A 14,584-nucleotide genomic window follows, 5' to 3' on the forward strand; every position below is an offset into this window, starting at 1 on the left:
TTTCGATCAGCAGCCAGAGCGCGGGGGCGGCGGCGACGAAGCCGACGCCGCCGGTCAGGGTGAAGCGGACGAGGCGGCCCACTATGCTGCCCGCGAGGCCTTGCCTGGCTCGCTCTTTGCCGGTTGGCGCTCGGCGCGGTCGGACGAGATCGACAGATAGAAGATGCGTTTCTGCTCGGCGCGGCCGCGCGAGACTGAATCGAGGATCAGCCCGGTCATCATCGACAGCATCGCCAGCAACAGCATGCCGATCGACAGCACCCAGGTCGGCATGCGCGGCACCAGGCCCGTCTCGACGAACTCGATCACCACCGGGATCATCAGGCCGATGCTCGCGGACAGGAAGAACAGGGCGAAGGTGCCGAAGAAGCGCAGCGGCTGCGTCTCCTTCATCAGCATGGCGAACATCCACAGGATCCTGGCGCCGTCGCGGAAGGTCGACAGCTTCGACGATGAGCCTTCCGGGCGGCGGCCGTAGTCGAGCGGCATCTCGCTGACCGGCAGTTTCAGCTGAGAAGCGTGCACCGACATTTCGGTCTCGATCTCGAAGCCGCCGGAAACCGCCGGGAAGCTCTTGACGAAGCGGCGCGAAAAGACGCGATAGCCTGAAAAGATGTCGGTGAAATCAGTACCGAACAGGCCCTTGTAGAGGCGGTTGAAGATGCGGTTGCCGAAGGCATGGCCGTTGCGGCCGGCATCGTCGGTGACGCCGCGCCTGGTGCCCACGACCATGTCGGAACGCTCGGTCTGCAGGATGTTGATCAGCTGCGGCGCGTCTTCCGGCGCGTAGGTGCCGTCGCCGTCGGCCATCACATAGATGTCGGCGTCGATGTCGGCGAACATGCGGCGCACGACATTGCCCTTGCCCTGGCGCGGCTCGCGCACCACGATGGCGCCGGCGGCGCGGGCCTTCAGCGCGGTGAGGTCCTTGGAATTGTTGTCGTAGACATAGATCGCCGCCGAAGGCAGCGTCTCGCGGAAGCGCCGCACGACCTCGGCGATCGTCAGCTCTTCGTTGTAGCAGGGCAGGAGCACGGCGATGACCGGCTCGTTGCGGACTTCATGCGGCATGTCTGTCTCCGGGCGCCCGACCAGGCTGCAGCTGTGCATTCGGGGCTGCTTTACTATTTATTGAAGCCGTTAAGGCTAGGTTTAAGCCGATCCCCACCCTGCAAAGGCCTCGGCAATGGGCATAGCCAAGCAAGGCGCCGCCACCTGGAAGTCCGACCTCGTACTGGCGTTAATTGCCGCGCTGGTCGGACTGGCGTTCAACGCGGCGATGGGCTTCAGCGGCCTGACCGACGCCGGTGGCGACAATGACAGCCTGTTGCAGCTGGTCGAGGTGCGCGACCTGCTTGACGGCCAGGGCTGGTTCGACATGCATCAGTACCGGATGGGACTGGAAGGCGGCTTCGTCATGCACTGGTCGCGGCTGCTCGACGCGCCGCTGGCGGCGGGCATGGCCGGCCTCGCGTGGCTCACCGGCAGCATGCCGCTCGCCGAGAAGGTGGTGCAGGTGGCCTGGCCGTCGCTGCTGTTCTTCGGCACGCTGTTCTCCATCGCCCGCGCGGCGCGCAGTTTTGCAGGCGCCGGCGCGGTGCTGCCCGCCATCGTCATCGGTGGCACCGCCCTCCATTTCATTGGTATCTATGACCCCGGCGCGCTCGATCACCATAATGTCCAGCTGATGCTGACCATAGCCAGCCTCGCGCTGTTGCTCGAGGCGCCGGCGCGGCCCGGCGCCGCGCTGTTTTCCGGTATTTGCGCCGCGCTGACGATTGCCATCGGCATGGAATCGGCCCCCTATGCCGCCACGCTCGGCGCCTGCGTGGCGCTGCTCTTCGTCGCCGACTCCACCGGCGAACGCACGATTGCCCGCGACTTCGGGCTTGGTTTCGCCGGCATCTCGGCACTTGTCTTCTTCGCCACGGTCCAGCCTTCAACATGGGGCGTCGCGCAATGCGATGCGTTCTCGGTCGCGCAATTCGCCGTCGCTGCGATCGCCGGTACCGGCCTGGCATTGATCGCCTCCTTCGATGCCGCCGTCCGCGACCGGCGGCGCCGGCTGCTGTCGCTTGCCGCGCTTGGCGTTTTGCTTGGCGTGGTCGTGGCAGTGCTCTTCCCGCAATGCCTCGCCGCGCCCTATGCCAATCTCGATCCGCGCCTCAAGGAGCTTTGGCTCGACCATATCGATGAGGCCCAGTCGCTGGTCACATTGCTGATCCACGAACCGGCGCGTGTCTTTGCACGCTACGCGACGCCGCTGGTCGCGATCATCCTGATGGTCCTGCGGCTCTTGCGTGGCGGCTGGCGGCGCCAGGACAGCCTTGTCGCAGCGCTGCTCGTCATTGCTTTCACGGTCGGCGCCTGGGAGGTGCGGGCCACGACATTCTCGATCGCCTTTGCGGTCATCCCGTTATCGGCCTGGGTCGCGAAATGGCGCGCGCGGGCCGAAGCCAACGCCTCGCTCGGCATGGGGTTGCGCCTTGCCGTTGTCTGGCTGGTATCGGTCAATCCGGTCTGGACCGGCGCCGCGGCCGCCACGTCACTGGCGTTCGACAAGGACGCCGCCGCCGCGCCCGATGCAAATGCTGATCCGAGCTGCCGCAAGCAGTCGAGCTTCGAACCGCTCGGCCGCATGCCCGACACCACGGTGCTTGCGATCTCCAACCTCGGCTCGCCGATCCTCGCCTATACCGGCCATCGCGTCTTCGCCGGCCCCTATCACCGCAACGTCGCCGGCAATCTCGCGGCGCTGGACGCTTTGCTGGGTTCGGCCGACGAGGCGCACAAAATCGTCGAATCGCACCATGTCGGCCTGGTCGCCATCTGCCGCGGCAACGCCGAGAGCCTGATCCTGACGGAGAAGGCGCCGCGGGGCTTCCTTGCCGGCCTGTTCGACGGCAGCGTGCCGGACTGGCTCGAGCCGGTCGCCGAGACCAAGGGCGACCCGGTGGAACTCTATCGTGTGAAGAACGGCGGTTAGAAAAGAGTGTGCCTCAAGCCTGAAAAATCGTTTTCGCGATACGTTTCCTAAAGGGTTTGCTGCCAGTCTCCGTGCAAATAAAGTCTCCGCGCAAATACAGAAGTTCATCACAGGGACATAATGCAAACGACGTTTGGCACCGGACAGCCAGGCAAGGAAAACTCGGATCTGGCCTTCACCGATCCGTTGACCGGGCTTGGCAACCATCGTCGCTTCTTCGACAAGGTCGATCGCCTGATCAGCGACCGGGCCGACGATCCTGCGCCCTTCACGGTCGGCATCCTCGACCTCGACGGCTTCAAACCGATCAACGACCTGTTTGGCCATAAGGCAGGCGACGATATATTGGTCCAGGTGGCAATGCGGCTGCGCGCCTCGATGGACGGCTACTCCACCGTGTGCCGCATCGGCGCCGACGAATTCGCCTTCCTCTATCCGATGGTGTTCTCGGAGGAGCAGGCGGCCGAGAAGTCGCGCATGCTGATCGAAATCCTGTCGGCGCCCTACGACGTCGGCGAGCGCACCGCCAGGCTGTCGGCTTCGGTCGGCTGCTCGCTGTTCTACTCCGGCGACGAGACCACCGAGATCCTGATCAACAAGGCCGAGACCGCGCTCTACCACGCCAAGCGTTCGGGCCGCGGCCGCGTCGTCGTCTACACACGCGAGATGGAAGAGGCGGCCAAGCGCGTCACCCGCATCGAGCAGGCGCTGCGCCGCGCCGTCTCGGCCGGCGAGGTCGAGCCGCATTTCCAGCCAATCGTCGACCTGAACAGCCGCCGCACCATCGGCTTCGAGACGCTGGCGCGCTGGACCGACCGCGACCTCGGCGTCGTGCCGCCATCTGTCTTCATCCCGATCGCAGAGGAGCGCGGCATCATCGGCCCGCTGTCGCAGCTGGTGTTGCGCAAGGCGACCGAGGCGGCGCGCTGCTGGCCGAGGGAACTGTTCCTATCCTTCAACCTGTCGCCCTCGCAGCTCGTCGACCAGAACACCGGCCTGCATATATTGGCGATCCTTGAGCGCACCGGCTTCGACCCGCGCCGGTTGGAAATCGAGATCACCGAGACCGGCCTGATGAACGATCCGGCTTCGGCGGAAAAGATACTCGAGGATCTGCGCCGCGTCGGCATCCGCGTCTCGCTCGACGATTTCGGCACCGGCCAATCGTCGCTCGGCCGCCTGCGTGAATTCCATTTCGACAAACTCAAGATCGACCGCGCCTTCGTCTCCTCGATCCTCGACGACCGGCCGTCGGAGCACATCATCCGCGCCATACTCGCCATGTGCGAGGGGCTCGGCATGGATGTCGTGGCCGAAGGCATCGAGGAAGAGGCGCAGGCCGACCGCCTGGTCCAGTTCGGCTGCGCCGGCGGCCAGGGTTATCTGTTCGGCAAGCCGGCCGATGCCGACGCCACGCTCGGCTATCTGCGCGATTCCTATCGCGGCGCGCTCTACGCCAAGGCGATCTGACCGCGCTTTTCCAGCCGCTCAATGGACCGGCTGCCGCCGCGCTGGCGGCGCGCCGATCATTTGTCAGACATTTGCCGGAAATCCGACGTTTCTCCCCTTGCCCCCACGCTTTGTCTGGCTAGGATGCGCGCCGGCCAAAGGGAGACGGAAAATCATGATGCCATCGGCGCGTTTCGCCGACCTCGACGGCGCCTCGGTGCTGATCACCGGCGGCGGATCCGGCATTGGCGCCGCGCTGACCGAAGGGTTCTTGCGCCAGGGCGCCAAGGTCGCCTTCATCGACATCGCCGACAAGTCGAGCACCGCGCTTGCCGACCGCCTGGAACAGGAGCTTGGCCGACGCCCGCTCTACATACGGGCCGACCTGCGCCACATCGAGGTGCTGCGCGCCGCCGCGGCGAAGGCCGCTGATGCGCATGGCGATGTCACGGTGCTGATCAACAATGCAGCGCTCGACGACCGCCATGCGGTCGAAGACGTCACCGCCGATTACTGGGACAACAACCTCGCCATCAATCTCAGACCGCATTTCTTCACGGCGCAGGCGGTGGCGCCGGGCATGAAACGGGCCGGCGGCGGCTCGATCATCAACTTCACCTCGACCTCCTACCTGATCAACCACCCCGACATGCCAGCCTATACCGCCGCCAAGGCGGGCATTCTCGGCCTGACCAAGGGCCTCGCCGGCAAGCTTGGCGCCGACCGCATACGCGTCAACGCGGTGGCACCCGGCTGGGTCATCACCGAACGCCAGCGCGAGCTCTGGGTCACCGATGAAGGGTTGAAGGCCCATGTCGCCAAGCAGTGCATCAAGGACGTCATGCAGCCGGACGACATAGTGGGCACAGTGCTGTTCCTGGCATCGGACGCCTCGCGCATGCTGACCGCCCAAATGCTGATCGTCGACGGAGGTTTCCTATGAGCACAGCCCCCGCGGTCGCTGCGCTGGATTGGGGCACAACCAGGCTGCGCGCCTGGCTGCTCGACGATGCCGGCAAGGTGCTTGCCGAGCGGCGCGGCGACGACGGATTGATCACCGCGCGCGAAAAAGGTTTTTCGACCGTGCTGGAAGGCCACTTGGCCGCCATGGGCGCGCCGCAGGCGCTGCCGGTAATCATCTGTGGCATGGCCGGTTCGCGCCAGGGCTGGATCGAGGCGCCCTATGTGGACGTGCCGTCACCGATCGACGCGATCCTGCGGGGTGCGGCCCGCATCGAGGGCGAGCGCCGCGACATCCGGATCGTGCCGGGCCTGGCGCAGCGGCTGGCCGATGCGCCGGATGTGATGCGCGGCGAGGAAACTCAGCTTGCCGGCGCCGGTTTGCCGGCAAAGGGAAGGCATCTCGTCTGCATGCCCGGTACGCATTCGAAATGGGTTTCGGTCGAGGACGGCGCGGTCGCCGGCTTCGGCACCTGGCCGACCGGCGAGCTGTTCTCGGTGCTTGCCGCGCATTCGATCCTGAAACATTCGCTGGGCGAACACCCGGCGCCGGTCGCCGCCCACAGCCCGTTCTTCCGGCAATGGTGCGAGCGGGCCTTGGGCGAGGGCGGCGACGTCACCTCGAAACTGTTCGCCATCCGCGCCGCCGGGCTGCTGCAGGATCTGAAAGCCGAAGAGGCGGCGGCGGCGTTGTCAGGGCTCTTGATCGGCGGCGAGATCGCTTCGGCGAAGCGGCGCTATGGCGCAAGCGAGGCGCCTGTGGCGCTGGTCGCCTCCGGCGCGCTGGCGACGCTTTACGGTTCCGCGCTGGGTTTTGCCGGGCTTGCCTTTCGCACCGTCGACGCCGATGAAGCGGTGCGCGCCGGCCTTGTCGAGGCGGCGCGCGAGAACGGCATGATTGGAGACGCTCGATGAGCCAGACCGCACCCTTCCCGAAGCTGAAGCGCGGCCTTGTCGCCATCCTGCGCGGCCTCAAGCCGTCGGAAGCGATCCCGATTGGCCAGGCGCTGTTCGACGCCGGCATCGAGGCGATCGAGGTGCCGCTTAATTCGCCGGAGCCGTTTTCCTCGATCACCCGGATCGTCGAGGTTCTTCCGAAGACCGCGCTGGTCGGCGCCGGCACGGTGCTGACCGGCGCCGATGTCGACGCCTTGCATCTGGCCGGCGGCAAGTTGCTGGTCAGCCCCAACATCGATGCCGAGGTCATGGGCCGCGCCATGCAGCATGGCATGGTCACCATGCCCGGCGTGTTCACGCCGACCGAGGCTTTCCTGGCGATCCGGCTCGGCGCCTCGGCGCTGAAGTTTTTTCCGGCAAGCGTGCTCGGCGCGTCCGGCATTGCCGCCATCCGCGCCGTGCTGCCGGCGACGACGCCGATCGGCGCGGTCGGTGGCGTCTCCGACAAGGACTTTGCCGGCTACAAGGCGGTCGGCGTCAGTGTCTTCGGGTTGGGGTCGAGCCTCTACAAGCCCGGCGCGACGGTCGAGGATGTGGCTGAGCGCGCCCGCGCCGCGGTCGCGGCCTGGGATGAAGCCTTCGGAGGATGACAATGGACGGCGTTTCGGTGTTTTCCGACCACATCTGCGAGCTCGGCGAGGGGCCGAGCTACGATCCCGCCACCCACACGCTGTTCTGGTTCGACATCGTCAACGGCAAGCTGGTCGAAAAGCCGCTCGACGGCGCATTGAAGGTGCATGACCTCGGCGTCATGGCCAGCGCCATCGCCGTCATCGACGACAAGCGCCAGTTGATCGCCACCGAGACGGGGCTGCAGGTCCGCGACGTCGCGACCGGCAGGCTGACCTTGCACACGCCGATCGAGGCCGACGATCCGCTGACCCGCTCCAACGATTCTCGCGTCCATCCCTGCGGGGCGTTGTGGACCGGCACGATGGGCAAGGGCGAGGAGAAAGGCGCCGGCTCGATCTACTGGTTCTTCAAGGGCGAATTGCGCCGGCTGTTTTCCGGCATCACCGTGTCGAATTCGATCTGCTTTTCCGGGGACGGCACGATCGCCTATTACACCGACACGGCGACCGGGTTGCTGATGCGAGTCGCCTGCGATCCGGCGACCGGCCTGCCGACGGGCGAAGCGAAAGTCTTCGTCGATCATCGCGCCTCGAAAGGTTATGTCGACGGCTCGGTCGTCGACCGCGACGGCGTGCTGTGGAACGCCGTCTGGGGCGGCAAGGCGGTCAAGGCCTATGCGCCCGACGGAACGCTGCTGCGCGAGATTGCCATGCCGGTGACCCAGCCTTCCTGCCCGGCCTTTGTCGGCGCCAAGGCCGACCGGCTGGCGGTGACCTCGGCCTGGAAAGGTAAGGACGAGAAGCAGCGCAAGCTCGATCCGCAGGCGGGCATGACCTTCCTGCTCGACATTCCGGTCAAAGGCCGCTTCGAGCCTCGCGTGCTGATCGCCTGACGGCAACGGTTCCGGCGCTGTCACGCAACCGCCCGTGCCGGTCGGTTTCCCGCAAGCCGATCGCCGGGACCGTGCGATGGTAGCGCCCTGAATCTGACCAGGGCAGTCCGTTCCATGCCGCATGACAAGCCGACCCTCATCCTCGTCTACGAGCCGGAAAAGGCCTGTCTCGATCGGCTGTCCGCCGACGGCTACCCGGCGGATCGCGCCCTGGAGATCTCGTCGTACCTGGCGCAGTCGACAGATCTCAAGCCGGAGTTCGGGCTGCTGACCGAGGCTTGCGAAAAGCGCGGCCTCGCTTTCCAACCTGTCGAGCTCGACGATGCCTCGGCGGTGCTGGCAAGGGCCGATCCCGAAAAAACGCTGGTCTGGACGCTGACCGACGGCGTCGCCTATTTTCGCGGTGGCGCCTCGCCGGCGCTGGCGCGGCTGAACGGCCTGCGCACCATCGGCGCCGACGATTCGCTGTTCGCGCTCTGCCAGGACAAATTGCGTTGCGGCGCCGTGCTCGGCGCGCTCGGCCTGCCGGCGCCGCAGGCCGGTCTGGCGCGAAACGGCGAATGGCTGGCCGAGCCGCCGGCTTCGGCCAAAGGCTGGTTCGTCAAGCCCAACCGTCTCGGCTCCAAGATCGGCATCTGGCCGGATTCGCGCATCGCCGATCTCGGCCACGCTCTGGAGCTTAGCCGGCGCGTCTTTTCGCATTATCGCGACGATGTCGTCGTCCAGCCTTATGTCGCCGGCCGCAACGTGCGGGCGAGCTTCCTTGGTGTGAAGCCGGAAACCGGCGTCGAGGCCCTGGGCATCTTCTTCGTCGATTCCGGCGGCGACTTTCAGACCATGGCCGACTCGCTGGCGCTCTATGGCGATACCGGCCAGGCGGCGAAGGACGCCGGCACCTATGTCGAGCCGGAATTGGAGCCGGTCGGCGCCAGCCAGCCGGGGGCCGACCGCAAAATCCGCGCCATCGCGCACAAGCTGATCGCCGGGCTTGGCTTGCGCGATGTCTTTTCCGTCGATTTCCGGGTCGAGGCCGACGACACCGTCCATCTCATCGAGTTCGAGGTCTGCCCCGGCCTGCCCTGCTTCGACTTCCGTGACTATTGCCGCAAGCAATGGGGCATGGGCCTTGCCGACGCTATGGCGGAAACTGCGGCGCAGCGGCTGACGTCGCGACCTTCATGATTGGTCGAGACCCGTGCCATGCGCAGCATGGCTTGCCGCGGTCTTCACGGGCTTGTGCGTCGGAGAAGCGACGTAACCGGCGGACCCTGCCACATTTTGAACACAAACCCCACGTCAGTAGCGTTATACCATAACGGATCGGGTTCATTCGAACCCTGACTGAGGAGCTCCAAGGATGCGTTCCATCCCCTTCTTCGCCGCATTGCTGGTTGCAGCGCCGCTGCTTGCCGGCACCGCCGCGCGAGCCGAGGACAAGCTGAACGTTGTGGCGGCGGAGAATTTCTACGGCGATCTCGCCCGGCAGATCGGCGGCAGCCATGTCTCGGTGACCAGCATCCTTTCCAATCCCGACGATGATCCGCATCTGTTCGAGAGCAGCCCGTCGACGGCGCGCACCATCGCCGATGCCAAGGTCATCATCTACAACGGCGCCGACTACGATCCCTGGATGGACAAGCTCCTGTCCGCCTCGGCCAAGCCCGAGCGCACCACCATCGTCGCCGCCGACCTGATCGGCAAGAAACCGGGCGACAATCCGCATCTCTGGTACAACCCGGCGACGCTGCCGGCGGTCGCCAAGGCGCTGGCGGACGATCTGGCGAAGCGCGATCCCGCCAACGCCGCGGACTATGAAGCCAACCTGACGAAATTCCAGTCTTCGCTGGCCGCGATCGACAAGGAAATCGCCGACGTCAAGAAAACCTATGCCGGTACCGAGGTGACCGCCACCGAGCCGGTTTTCGGCTACATGGCGGAAGCCCTCGGCCTGAAGATGCTGAATTACGACTTCCAGGTGGCATTGATGAACGACGCCGAGCCGAGTCCCAGCCAGGTGGCAGCGTTCGAGAACAGCCTGAAGGATGGTTCGGCCAAGATCCTGTTCTACAATTCGCAGGTGACCGACGAGGCCACGACGAGGCTGCTCGACATCGCCAAGCAGAACAAGGTCACCGTCATCGGCGTGACCGAGACCGAGCCGGCGGGCAAGACGATCCAGACCTGGTTCGGCGGCCAGCTCGACGAAGTCCAGAAAGCGCTCGCAGCCCGTACGCAATGAGCGCAGTCGCATTCGATAGAGTCACGCTGAGTTATGGGGGGCGTCGGGTACTTTCCGACGTCTCCTTTTCGATTGCGCAAGGCGCCTTTGTCGGCCTCCTCGGCGCCAACGGCGCCGGCAAGACGACCATGCTGCGCGCGATCCTCGGCCTCGTCAGGCCGGAGGGTGGCGCCATATCGGTGCTCGGCCGGCCGCCGAGCCGCGGCAACCCCTCCATCGGCTATATGCCGCAGGCGCGACGCGCCCTGGCCGATATCGGCATCAGCGGCCTCGACTTCGTGCTGAGCGCCGCCGGCGGGCATCGCTGGGGCTGGCCGGCGCCTTCCGCCGCCGAGAAGGAGGCAGCCTGGAAAGCGCTCGAAGAGGTCGGCGCCGCCGACCTTGCCCGGCGGCCGCTGACGCAGCTCTCCGGCGGCGAGCGCCAGCGCATCCTGATCGCCCAGTCGCTGATCGGTGATCCCAAATTGCTTTTGCTCGACGAGCCGCTGATCAGTCTCGACGCAGCGCATCAGCGCACGATCATCGACCTGGTCCACGACGTCGGCGAACGGCTCGGCATCGCGGTGCTGTTCTGCTCGCACGAGATCAATCCGCTGCTGCGCGCGGTCGACCGCGTGCTCTATCTCGGCAACGGCAAGGCGGCGATCGGCAGCGTCGACGAGGTCATCAGCGGGCCGGTGCTGTCGAAGCTGTACGGCACCCACATCAATGTGGTCCGGGTTGCCGGACGCATCTTCGTCATGGCCGACGATGTCGAACTGGAGAGCGGGGCGCATGTCCACGATCTTTGACTATGAATTCATGCGCAATGCCTTCTATGCCTGCACGATCGTCGGCATCGTTGCCGGCGCCGTCGGCTATTTCATCGTGCTCAGGGGTCAGACCTTCGCCGGCCATGCGCTTGCCCATGTCGGATTTCCCGGAGCGACCGGAGCCGGCCTGATCGGGCTTTCGCCCTTCTTCGGCCTGACCGTGTTCACCATCGCCGCCGGCATCGGCATCGGCCTGCTCGGTGAGCGCGCGCATCGCGACGTCGCGATCGGCATCGTGCTGACGCTGTCGCTCGGCCTCGGCCTGTTGTTCCTGCATTTCTACACCGCCTTCGCTTCGCAGGCGACGAATGTGCTGTTCGGCAATGTGCTCGGCATCAGCCTGCGCACCGTCATCGTGCTCGCCGTGCTCGGCGCGGCCATCCTTGTCGCGCTCGTGGCGATCGCCCGGCCGCTGCTCTTCGCCAGCCTGCAGCCGGAACTTGCGGAAGCGCGCGGCGTGCCGCTCAACCTCGTCTCGACCCTGTTCATGGTGCTTGTCGCGGTCGCGACGGCCGAGGCGGTGCAGATCGTCGGCGTGCTCCTGGTCTTCGCGCTGATGGTGGCGCCGGCGGCAACGTCGCTGAGACTGACGCGCGGCGTGCTCGCCGGCATCGGGGTCTCGATGGCGCTGGCCGTCGTCACCGCCTGGATCAGCCTGTCGCTCGCCTTCCTGACCGACTGGCCGACGAGCTTCTGGATCACGGCGCTGGGCGCCGTCGGCTATCTTGCCAGCGGTCTGGTCCAACAATCGCCGTCGCGCCGGGATCTCGTTTCGAAGGCATAGCCAATTAGCCTTGCCGCCGCGCGGGCCATGCACGAATTCCGCCACCGGTCTCCGGCGAATCCCGGTCGATGTCAGACCCCCTCGACCAGCACGATTTCGCCGTCGGCAACCTTCTGGCGGATGGCGACGGCCCGCTGGTATTCGGGCGAGTGGTAGCAGTCATGCGCCGCCGCGAGCGTTTCGAACTCGATGATGACGTTGCGGGCGCGTCCCGGCCCCTCGGCCTTTTCATGCTCGCCGCCGCGCGCCAGGAATTTCGCGCCGAAGCGCTCGAAGGCCGGCTTGGCGGCGGCGACATAGTCCTTGTAGCCCTCGGCGTCGCGCACATCGACACGGGCGACCCAATATCCCTTTGGCATTGTTTTTCTCCGGTTTTGAAATGTCAGGCGGTGCGCATTTCGGCGAGGATCGCCTCTGCCGCCGCGCGCCGGTCCGGCGCGGCGACGACCGGGCGTGCGACGACGAGATGGCTGGCGCCTGCGCGGATCGCTTCGGCCGGCGTCATCACGCGCTTCTGGTCGCCATGGTCGCTGCCGGCGGGGCGGATGCCCGGCGTCACCACCGCCATGTTCGGCCCGACGATGCGGCGCACGGCGGAGGCTTCGCCGGCCGAGCAGACGATGCCGCCCATGCCGGCATGCAGCGCCTGTTCGGAGCGCCTGAGCACCAGCGTGTGCGGGTCGTATTCGTAGCCGGCGTCGATCATGTCCTGTTCGTCCATCGAGGTCAGCACCGTCACCCCAAGCAGGCACAGATCGCTGCCCCTGGCCGCTTCCACGGCGGCGCGCATCGCTTTCGGGTAGGCATGCAGCGTCAGCATCGAGACACCCATCTTGACGATGTTCTCGACACCCTTGGCCACCGTGTTGTCGATGTCGAGCAGCTTCATATCGAGGAACACCTTGGTGCCGCCGCTCGCCAGCTCGCGGGCGAAGTCCAGCCCGCCGGCGAAGGCGAGCTGATAGCCGATCTTGTAGAAGGAAACGGCGCCGTCGAGCTCGCGCACCGCCTTCTCGGCCTCCTTCAGCGTCGGGACATCGAGGCCGACGATGAGCCTGTCCCTCATTTCGTGCGGCTGGATCATGCTCCGATCCTGGTCGATTTCATACGCGAGGTTTCGATCAGCGTGCGGCATAGATGCTCCATCGATCTGGTCAGTCGTTCGTCCCTGAAATTTCCGTCGCCGTCGAAGGCGCTGCCGCCTTCGGGAACCGAGCACTCCGGCGTAACCACTTCCATCTGGCAGCGCACCAGCACGGCGCGCAGGTGGTTGATGCAGCGTATGCCGGCGAAATGTCCGTTGGAAGACGAGCAGAGGCCGGCGACCTTGCCGACCAGCGGCTTGAGCGAGCGGCCGCCGTCGGTGCGCACGCGGCTGACCCAGTCGATGCTGTTCTTGAGCAGCGGCGGGATCGAGCCGTTATATTCGGGCGTGACGATCAGGATGCCGTCATGCGCGGCGATCTGCCGGCCGAGCTTCACGGCGCTGTCCGGAACGCCTTTTTCCTTTTCCAGATCCTCGTCCCTGATCGGCAGCGGATAATCGCCGAGCGAGATGCGCGTCACTTCCGCGCCCTGCATGGCGAGTCCCTTCTGCGCCACATCGGCGGTCCGGCCGCTATAGGCGCCGATCCGGACCGAGCCGGCGAAGACGAGGATTTTCGGAATGACCGGCATCGAATCCTCTTGCTGTCAAGGCAGCTATAGGCGATGCGCGGGCTGAATCAATAGCTGAGATCGTGTAGGGCTTCCGACTCGGCGACGTCAAAGCTCAGTATCGGCGGGAGAGTCCTCTAGTTCGAAGATCGCCTGGATGACGGCCTGCCGGCCTCTTGCCGATTTGACCAACATGGCCATCCACATCCGTCGGTTATCTTTCGTGGCGACAACGATCTGAAACGGCTGTCCTCTGTAGGAGCCACCAGAGTCGGACCCCCATTGCCCCTGGCCCTTTGCGGATAGCCCGCCAGCTTGGTCTGGGATAACCGTTGCTGTCCATCCGTTATTTGCTGTCACCGACAGCGCATTGCCGTGCCCCTCAATCGACACCCGACAGGTCTCACAAGCTCCAGCGTTCGAGGCGACCTGTCGCCAGTGCCCTCGGAGGGGGATAGGGTCGGCGGCCAACGGCGATGTTGCCAAAGATGCCGAAAGCAATAACAACAACAAGGAATACATCTGGCGCAAGGGGAGGCTCCTTTGGCATCTGTATTCCACTAGCAGCCAGCAGTTTCTTTATTTTTGCGATTAAACCTCGAATTGTATGGAAGGCGATCTTGGTCTGCCTACATCCAGCTCCGGGGAGAGGCCCGAATCGTCAATCAGTTGCCGTTGCTACGCCGGTAGATCCACAGCTGTGTCGGCGGGATGTTGCGGATGATGAAGTCGAAATGCTCGACCTTGTAGTCGCCGCGGCCAGCCGGGATCGGCGACAGCGGGCCGTAGGTCAGCTGCACGATCGGCCGCCCGGCGGGAATGCGGTCGAGCAGGCTTTCGATATAGGCGATGCGCTGGGCGACCGGGAAGTTGAGCAGCGGCACGCCGGAGACGACCGAATCGAACACCATGTCGCGCTTGTCGCCGAGCGTGGCGTTGAGATTGAAGGCGTCGCCCTCGATGACGTTGACGCCGGGATAGAGGCCGCGCAAATGGCGCACGAAATCGGTCGAATATTCGACCGCGTAGAGGTTTTCGGGCTTCACGCCCTGGGCGAGGATGGCGCGGGTGATGACACCGGTGCCTGGGCCGACCTCGAGCACCGGCAGGCCGGACTTCGGATTGACGATGGAGGCCATCTTGCGCGCGGTGATGGAGCTGGTCGGGACGATCGACCCGACCGTCTTCGGCTTGTCGATCCAGCCCTTGAAGAACTTCAGCTCGTCGTCGAATTTCTCGGCCAGCGCTTTGCGCAATCCGGGACTACGTGCCATCG

At 65.4% G+C, this 14,584-nt stretch carries 15 protein-coding genes; 10 read left to right on the forward strand and 5 right to left on the reverse strand.

What is annotated here, in order from left to right:
• Positions 1 to 81: 81 nt before the first annotated feature.
• Entirely contained in the window at positions 82 to 1,071 is a 990-nt protein-coding gene (locus FJ988_RS10655) for a glycosyltransferase (protein ID WP_140817258.1), read from the reverse strand.
• A 115-nt stretch (positions 1,072 to 1,186) separates the two neighbouring features.
• Between FJ988_RS10655 and FJ988_RS10660 the strand changes: the two genes are divergently transcribed.
• From FJ988_RS10660 to FJ988_RS10705, 10 genes are all read left to right on the forward strand, one after another.
• The gene (locus FJ988_RS10660) at positions 1,187 to 2,986 is read left to right on the forward strand and encodes a GtrA family protein (protein ID WP_140817260.1); all 1,800 of its coding nucleotides are present in this window, start codon (positions 1,187 to 1,189) and stop codon (positions 2,984 to 2,986) included.
• A gap of 120 nt (positions 2,987 to 3,106) precedes the next feature.
• Entirely contained in the window at positions 3,107 to 4,456 is a 1,350-nt protein-coding gene (locus tag FJ988_RS10665; protein WP_140817262.1) for a bifunctional diguanylate cyclase/phosphodiesterase, read from the forward strand.
• A gap of 154 nt (positions 4,457 to 4,610) precedes the next feature.
• Positions 4,611 to 5,378 carry an SDR family NAD(P)-dependent oxidoreductase gene (locus tag FJ988_RS10670; RefSeq protein ID WP_140817264.1) on the forward strand — a complete coding sequence of 256 codons (768 nt, stop codon included), beginning with the start codon at positions 4,611 to 4,613 and terminating at the stop codon, positions 5,376 to 5,378.
• Positions 5,375 to 6,310 (forward strand): 2-dehydro-3-deoxygalactonokinase, encoded by a 936-nt coding sequence (locus FJ988_RS10675; protein WP_140817266.1) that lies wholly within the window; start codon positions 5,375 to 5,377, stop codon positions 6,308 to 6,310. The genes FJ988_RS10670 and FJ988_RS10675 overlap by 4 nt, the downstream gene beginning before the upstream one ends.
• On the forward strand, positions 6,307 to 6,942 hold the full coding sequence (locus FJ988_RS10680) for a 2-dehydro-3-deoxy-6-phosphogalactonate aldolase (protein ID WP_140817268.1): 636 nt from the start codon (positions 6,307 to 6,309) through the stop codon (positions 6,940 to 6,942). Before FJ988_RS10675 ends, FJ988_RS10680 begins: the two co-directional genes overlap by 4 nt.
• A 2-nt stretch (positions 6,943 to 6,944) precedes the next feature.
• The gene (locus tag FJ988_RS10685) at positions 6,945 to 7,817 is read left to right on the forward strand and encodes an SMP-30/gluconolactonase/LRE family protein (protein ID WP_407067696.1); all 873 of its coding nucleotides are present in this window, start codon (positions 6,945 to 6,947) and stop codon (positions 7,815 to 7,817) included.
• Between the two features lie 114 nt (positions 7,818 to 7,931).
• Complete coding sequence (locus tag FJ988_RS10690) at positions 7,932 to 8,999, forward strand: D-alanine:D-lactate ligase-like protein (RefSeq protein ID WP_140817272.1); 1,068 nt, start codon at positions 7,932 to 7,934, stop codon at positions 8,997 to 8,999.
• Positions 9,000 to 9,174: 175 nt separating this feature from the next.
• On the forward strand, positions 9,175 to 10,056 hold the full coding sequence (locus FJ988_RS10695; protein ID WP_140817274.1) for a metal ABC transporter solute-binding protein, Zn/Mn family: 882 nt from the start codon (positions 9,175 to 9,177) through the stop codon (positions 10,054 to 10,056).
• Entirely contained in the window at positions 10,053 to 10,847 is a 795-nt protein-coding gene (locus tag FJ988_RS10700; RefSeq protein WP_140817276.1) for a metal ABC transporter ATP-binding protein, read from the forward strand. The genes FJ988_RS10695 and FJ988_RS10700 overlap by 4 nt, the downstream gene beginning before the upstream one ends.
• Positions 10,831 to 11,652 carry a metal ABC transporter permease gene (locus FJ988_RS10705; protein WP_181183497.1) on the forward strand — a complete coding sequence of 274 codons (822 nt, stop codon included), beginning with the start codon at positions 10,831 to 10,833 and terminating at the stop codon, positions 11,650 to 11,652. Before FJ988_RS10700 ends, FJ988_RS10705 begins: the two co-directional genes overlap by 17 nt.
• A 71-nt stretch (positions 11,653 to 11,723) precedes the next feature.
• Here FJ988_RS10705 and FJ988_RS10710 read toward each other — a convergent pair whose 3' ends face one another.
• From FJ988_RS10710 to pmtA, 4 genes are all read right to left on the reverse strand, one after another.
• Entirely contained in the window at positions 11,724 to 12,011 is a 288-nt protein-coding gene (locus tag FJ988_RS10710; RefSeq protein WP_140817278.1) for a DUF1330 domain-containing protein, read from the reverse strand.
• 23 nt (positions 12,012 to 12,034) lie between these two features.
• Positions 12,035 to 12,736 carry an orotidine-5'-phosphate decarboxylase gene (gene pyrF, locus FJ988_RS10715; protein WP_181183498.1) on the reverse strand — a complete coding sequence of 234 codons (702 nt, stop codon included), beginning with the start codon at positions 12,734 to 12,736 and terminating at the stop codon, positions 12,035 to 12,037.
• Positions 12,733 to 13,329: an NADPH-dependent FMN reductase gene (locus tag FJ988_RS10720; RefSeq protein WP_140817280.1), complete on the reverse strand. Its 597-nt coding sequence runs from the start codon at positions 13,327 to 13,329 to the stop codon at positions 12,733 to 12,735. Before FJ988_RS10720 ends, pyrF begins: the two co-directional genes overlap by 4 nt.
• 644 nt (positions 13,330 to 13,973) lie before the next feature.
• Entirely contained in the window at positions 13,974 to 14,582 is a 609-nt protein-coding gene (pmtA, locus tag FJ988_RS10725; protein WP_140817282.1) for a phospholipid N-methyltransferase PmtA, read from the reverse strand.
• Between the last annotated feature and the right edge of the window lie 2 nt (positions 14,583 to 14,584).

The sequence above is a fragment of the Mesorhizobium sp. CU3 genome (assembly GCF_006442965.1).
Classification (GTDB): domain Bacteria; phylum Pseudomonadota; class Alphaproteobacteria; order Rhizobiales; family Rhizobiaceae; genus Mesorhizobium.

Bases quoted from the DNA above. Each gene is read 5' to 3' on its own strand.
- FJ988_RS10655 (WP_140817258.1), bottom strand. From the start codon at position 1,071: ATGCCGCATGAAGTCCGCAACGAGCCGGTCATCGCCGTGCTCCTGCCC.
- FJ988_RS10660 (WP_140817260.1), top strand. From the start codon at position 1,187: ATGGGCATAGCCAAGCAAGGCGCCGCCACCTGGAAGTCCGACCTCGTA.
- FJ988_RS10665 (WP_140817262.1), top strand. From the start codon at position 3,107: ATGCAAACGACGTTTGGCACCGGACAGCCAGGCAAGGAAAACTCGGAT.
- FJ988_RS10670 (WP_140817264.1), top strand. From the start codon at position 4,611: ATGATGCCATCGGCGCGTTTCGCCGACCTCGACGGCGCCTCGGTGCTG.
- FJ988_RS10675 (WP_140817266.1), top strand. From the start codon at position 5,375: ATGAGCACAGCCCCCGCGGTCGCTGCGCTGGATTGGGGCACAACCAGG.
- FJ988_RS10680 (WP_140817268.1), top strand. From the start codon at position 6,307: ATGAGCCAGACCGCACCCTTCCCGAAGCTGAAGCGCGGCCTTGTCGCC.
- FJ988_RS10685 (WP_407067696.1), top strand. From the start codon at position 6,945: ATGGACGGCGTTTCGGTGTTTTCCGACCACATCTGCGAGCTCGGCGAG.
- FJ988_RS10690 (WP_140817272.1), top strand. From the start codon at position 7,932: ATGCCGCATGACAAGCCGACCCTCATCCTCGTCTACGAGCCGGAAAAG.
- FJ988_RS10695 (WP_140817274.1), top strand. From the start codon at position 9,175: ATGCGTTCCATCCCCTTCTTCGCCGCATTGCTGGTTGCAGCGCCGCTG.
- FJ988_RS10700 (WP_140817276.1), top strand. From the start codon at position 10,053: ATGAGCGCAGTCGCATTCGATAGAGTCACGCTGAGTTATGGGGGGCGT.
- FJ988_RS10705 (WP_181183497.1), top strand. From the start codon at position 10,831: ATGTCCACGATCTTTGACTATGAATTCATGCGCAATGCCTTCTATGCC.
- FJ988_RS10710 (WP_140817278.1), bottom strand. From the start codon at position 12,011: ATGCCAAAGGGATATTGGGTCGCCCGTGTCGATGTGCGCGACGCCGAG.
- pyrF (WP_181183498.1), bottom strand. From the start codon at position 12,736: ATGATCCAGCCGCACGAAATGAGGGACAGGCTCATCGTCGGCCTCGAT.
- FJ988_RS10720 (WP_140817280.1), bottom strand. From the start codon at position 13,329: ATGCCGGTCATTCCGAAAATCCTCGTCTTCGCCGGCTCGGTCCGGATC.
- pmtA (WP_140817282.1), bottom strand. From the start codon at position 14,582: ATGGCACGTAGTCCCGGATTGCGCAAAGCGCTGGCCGAGAAATTCGAC.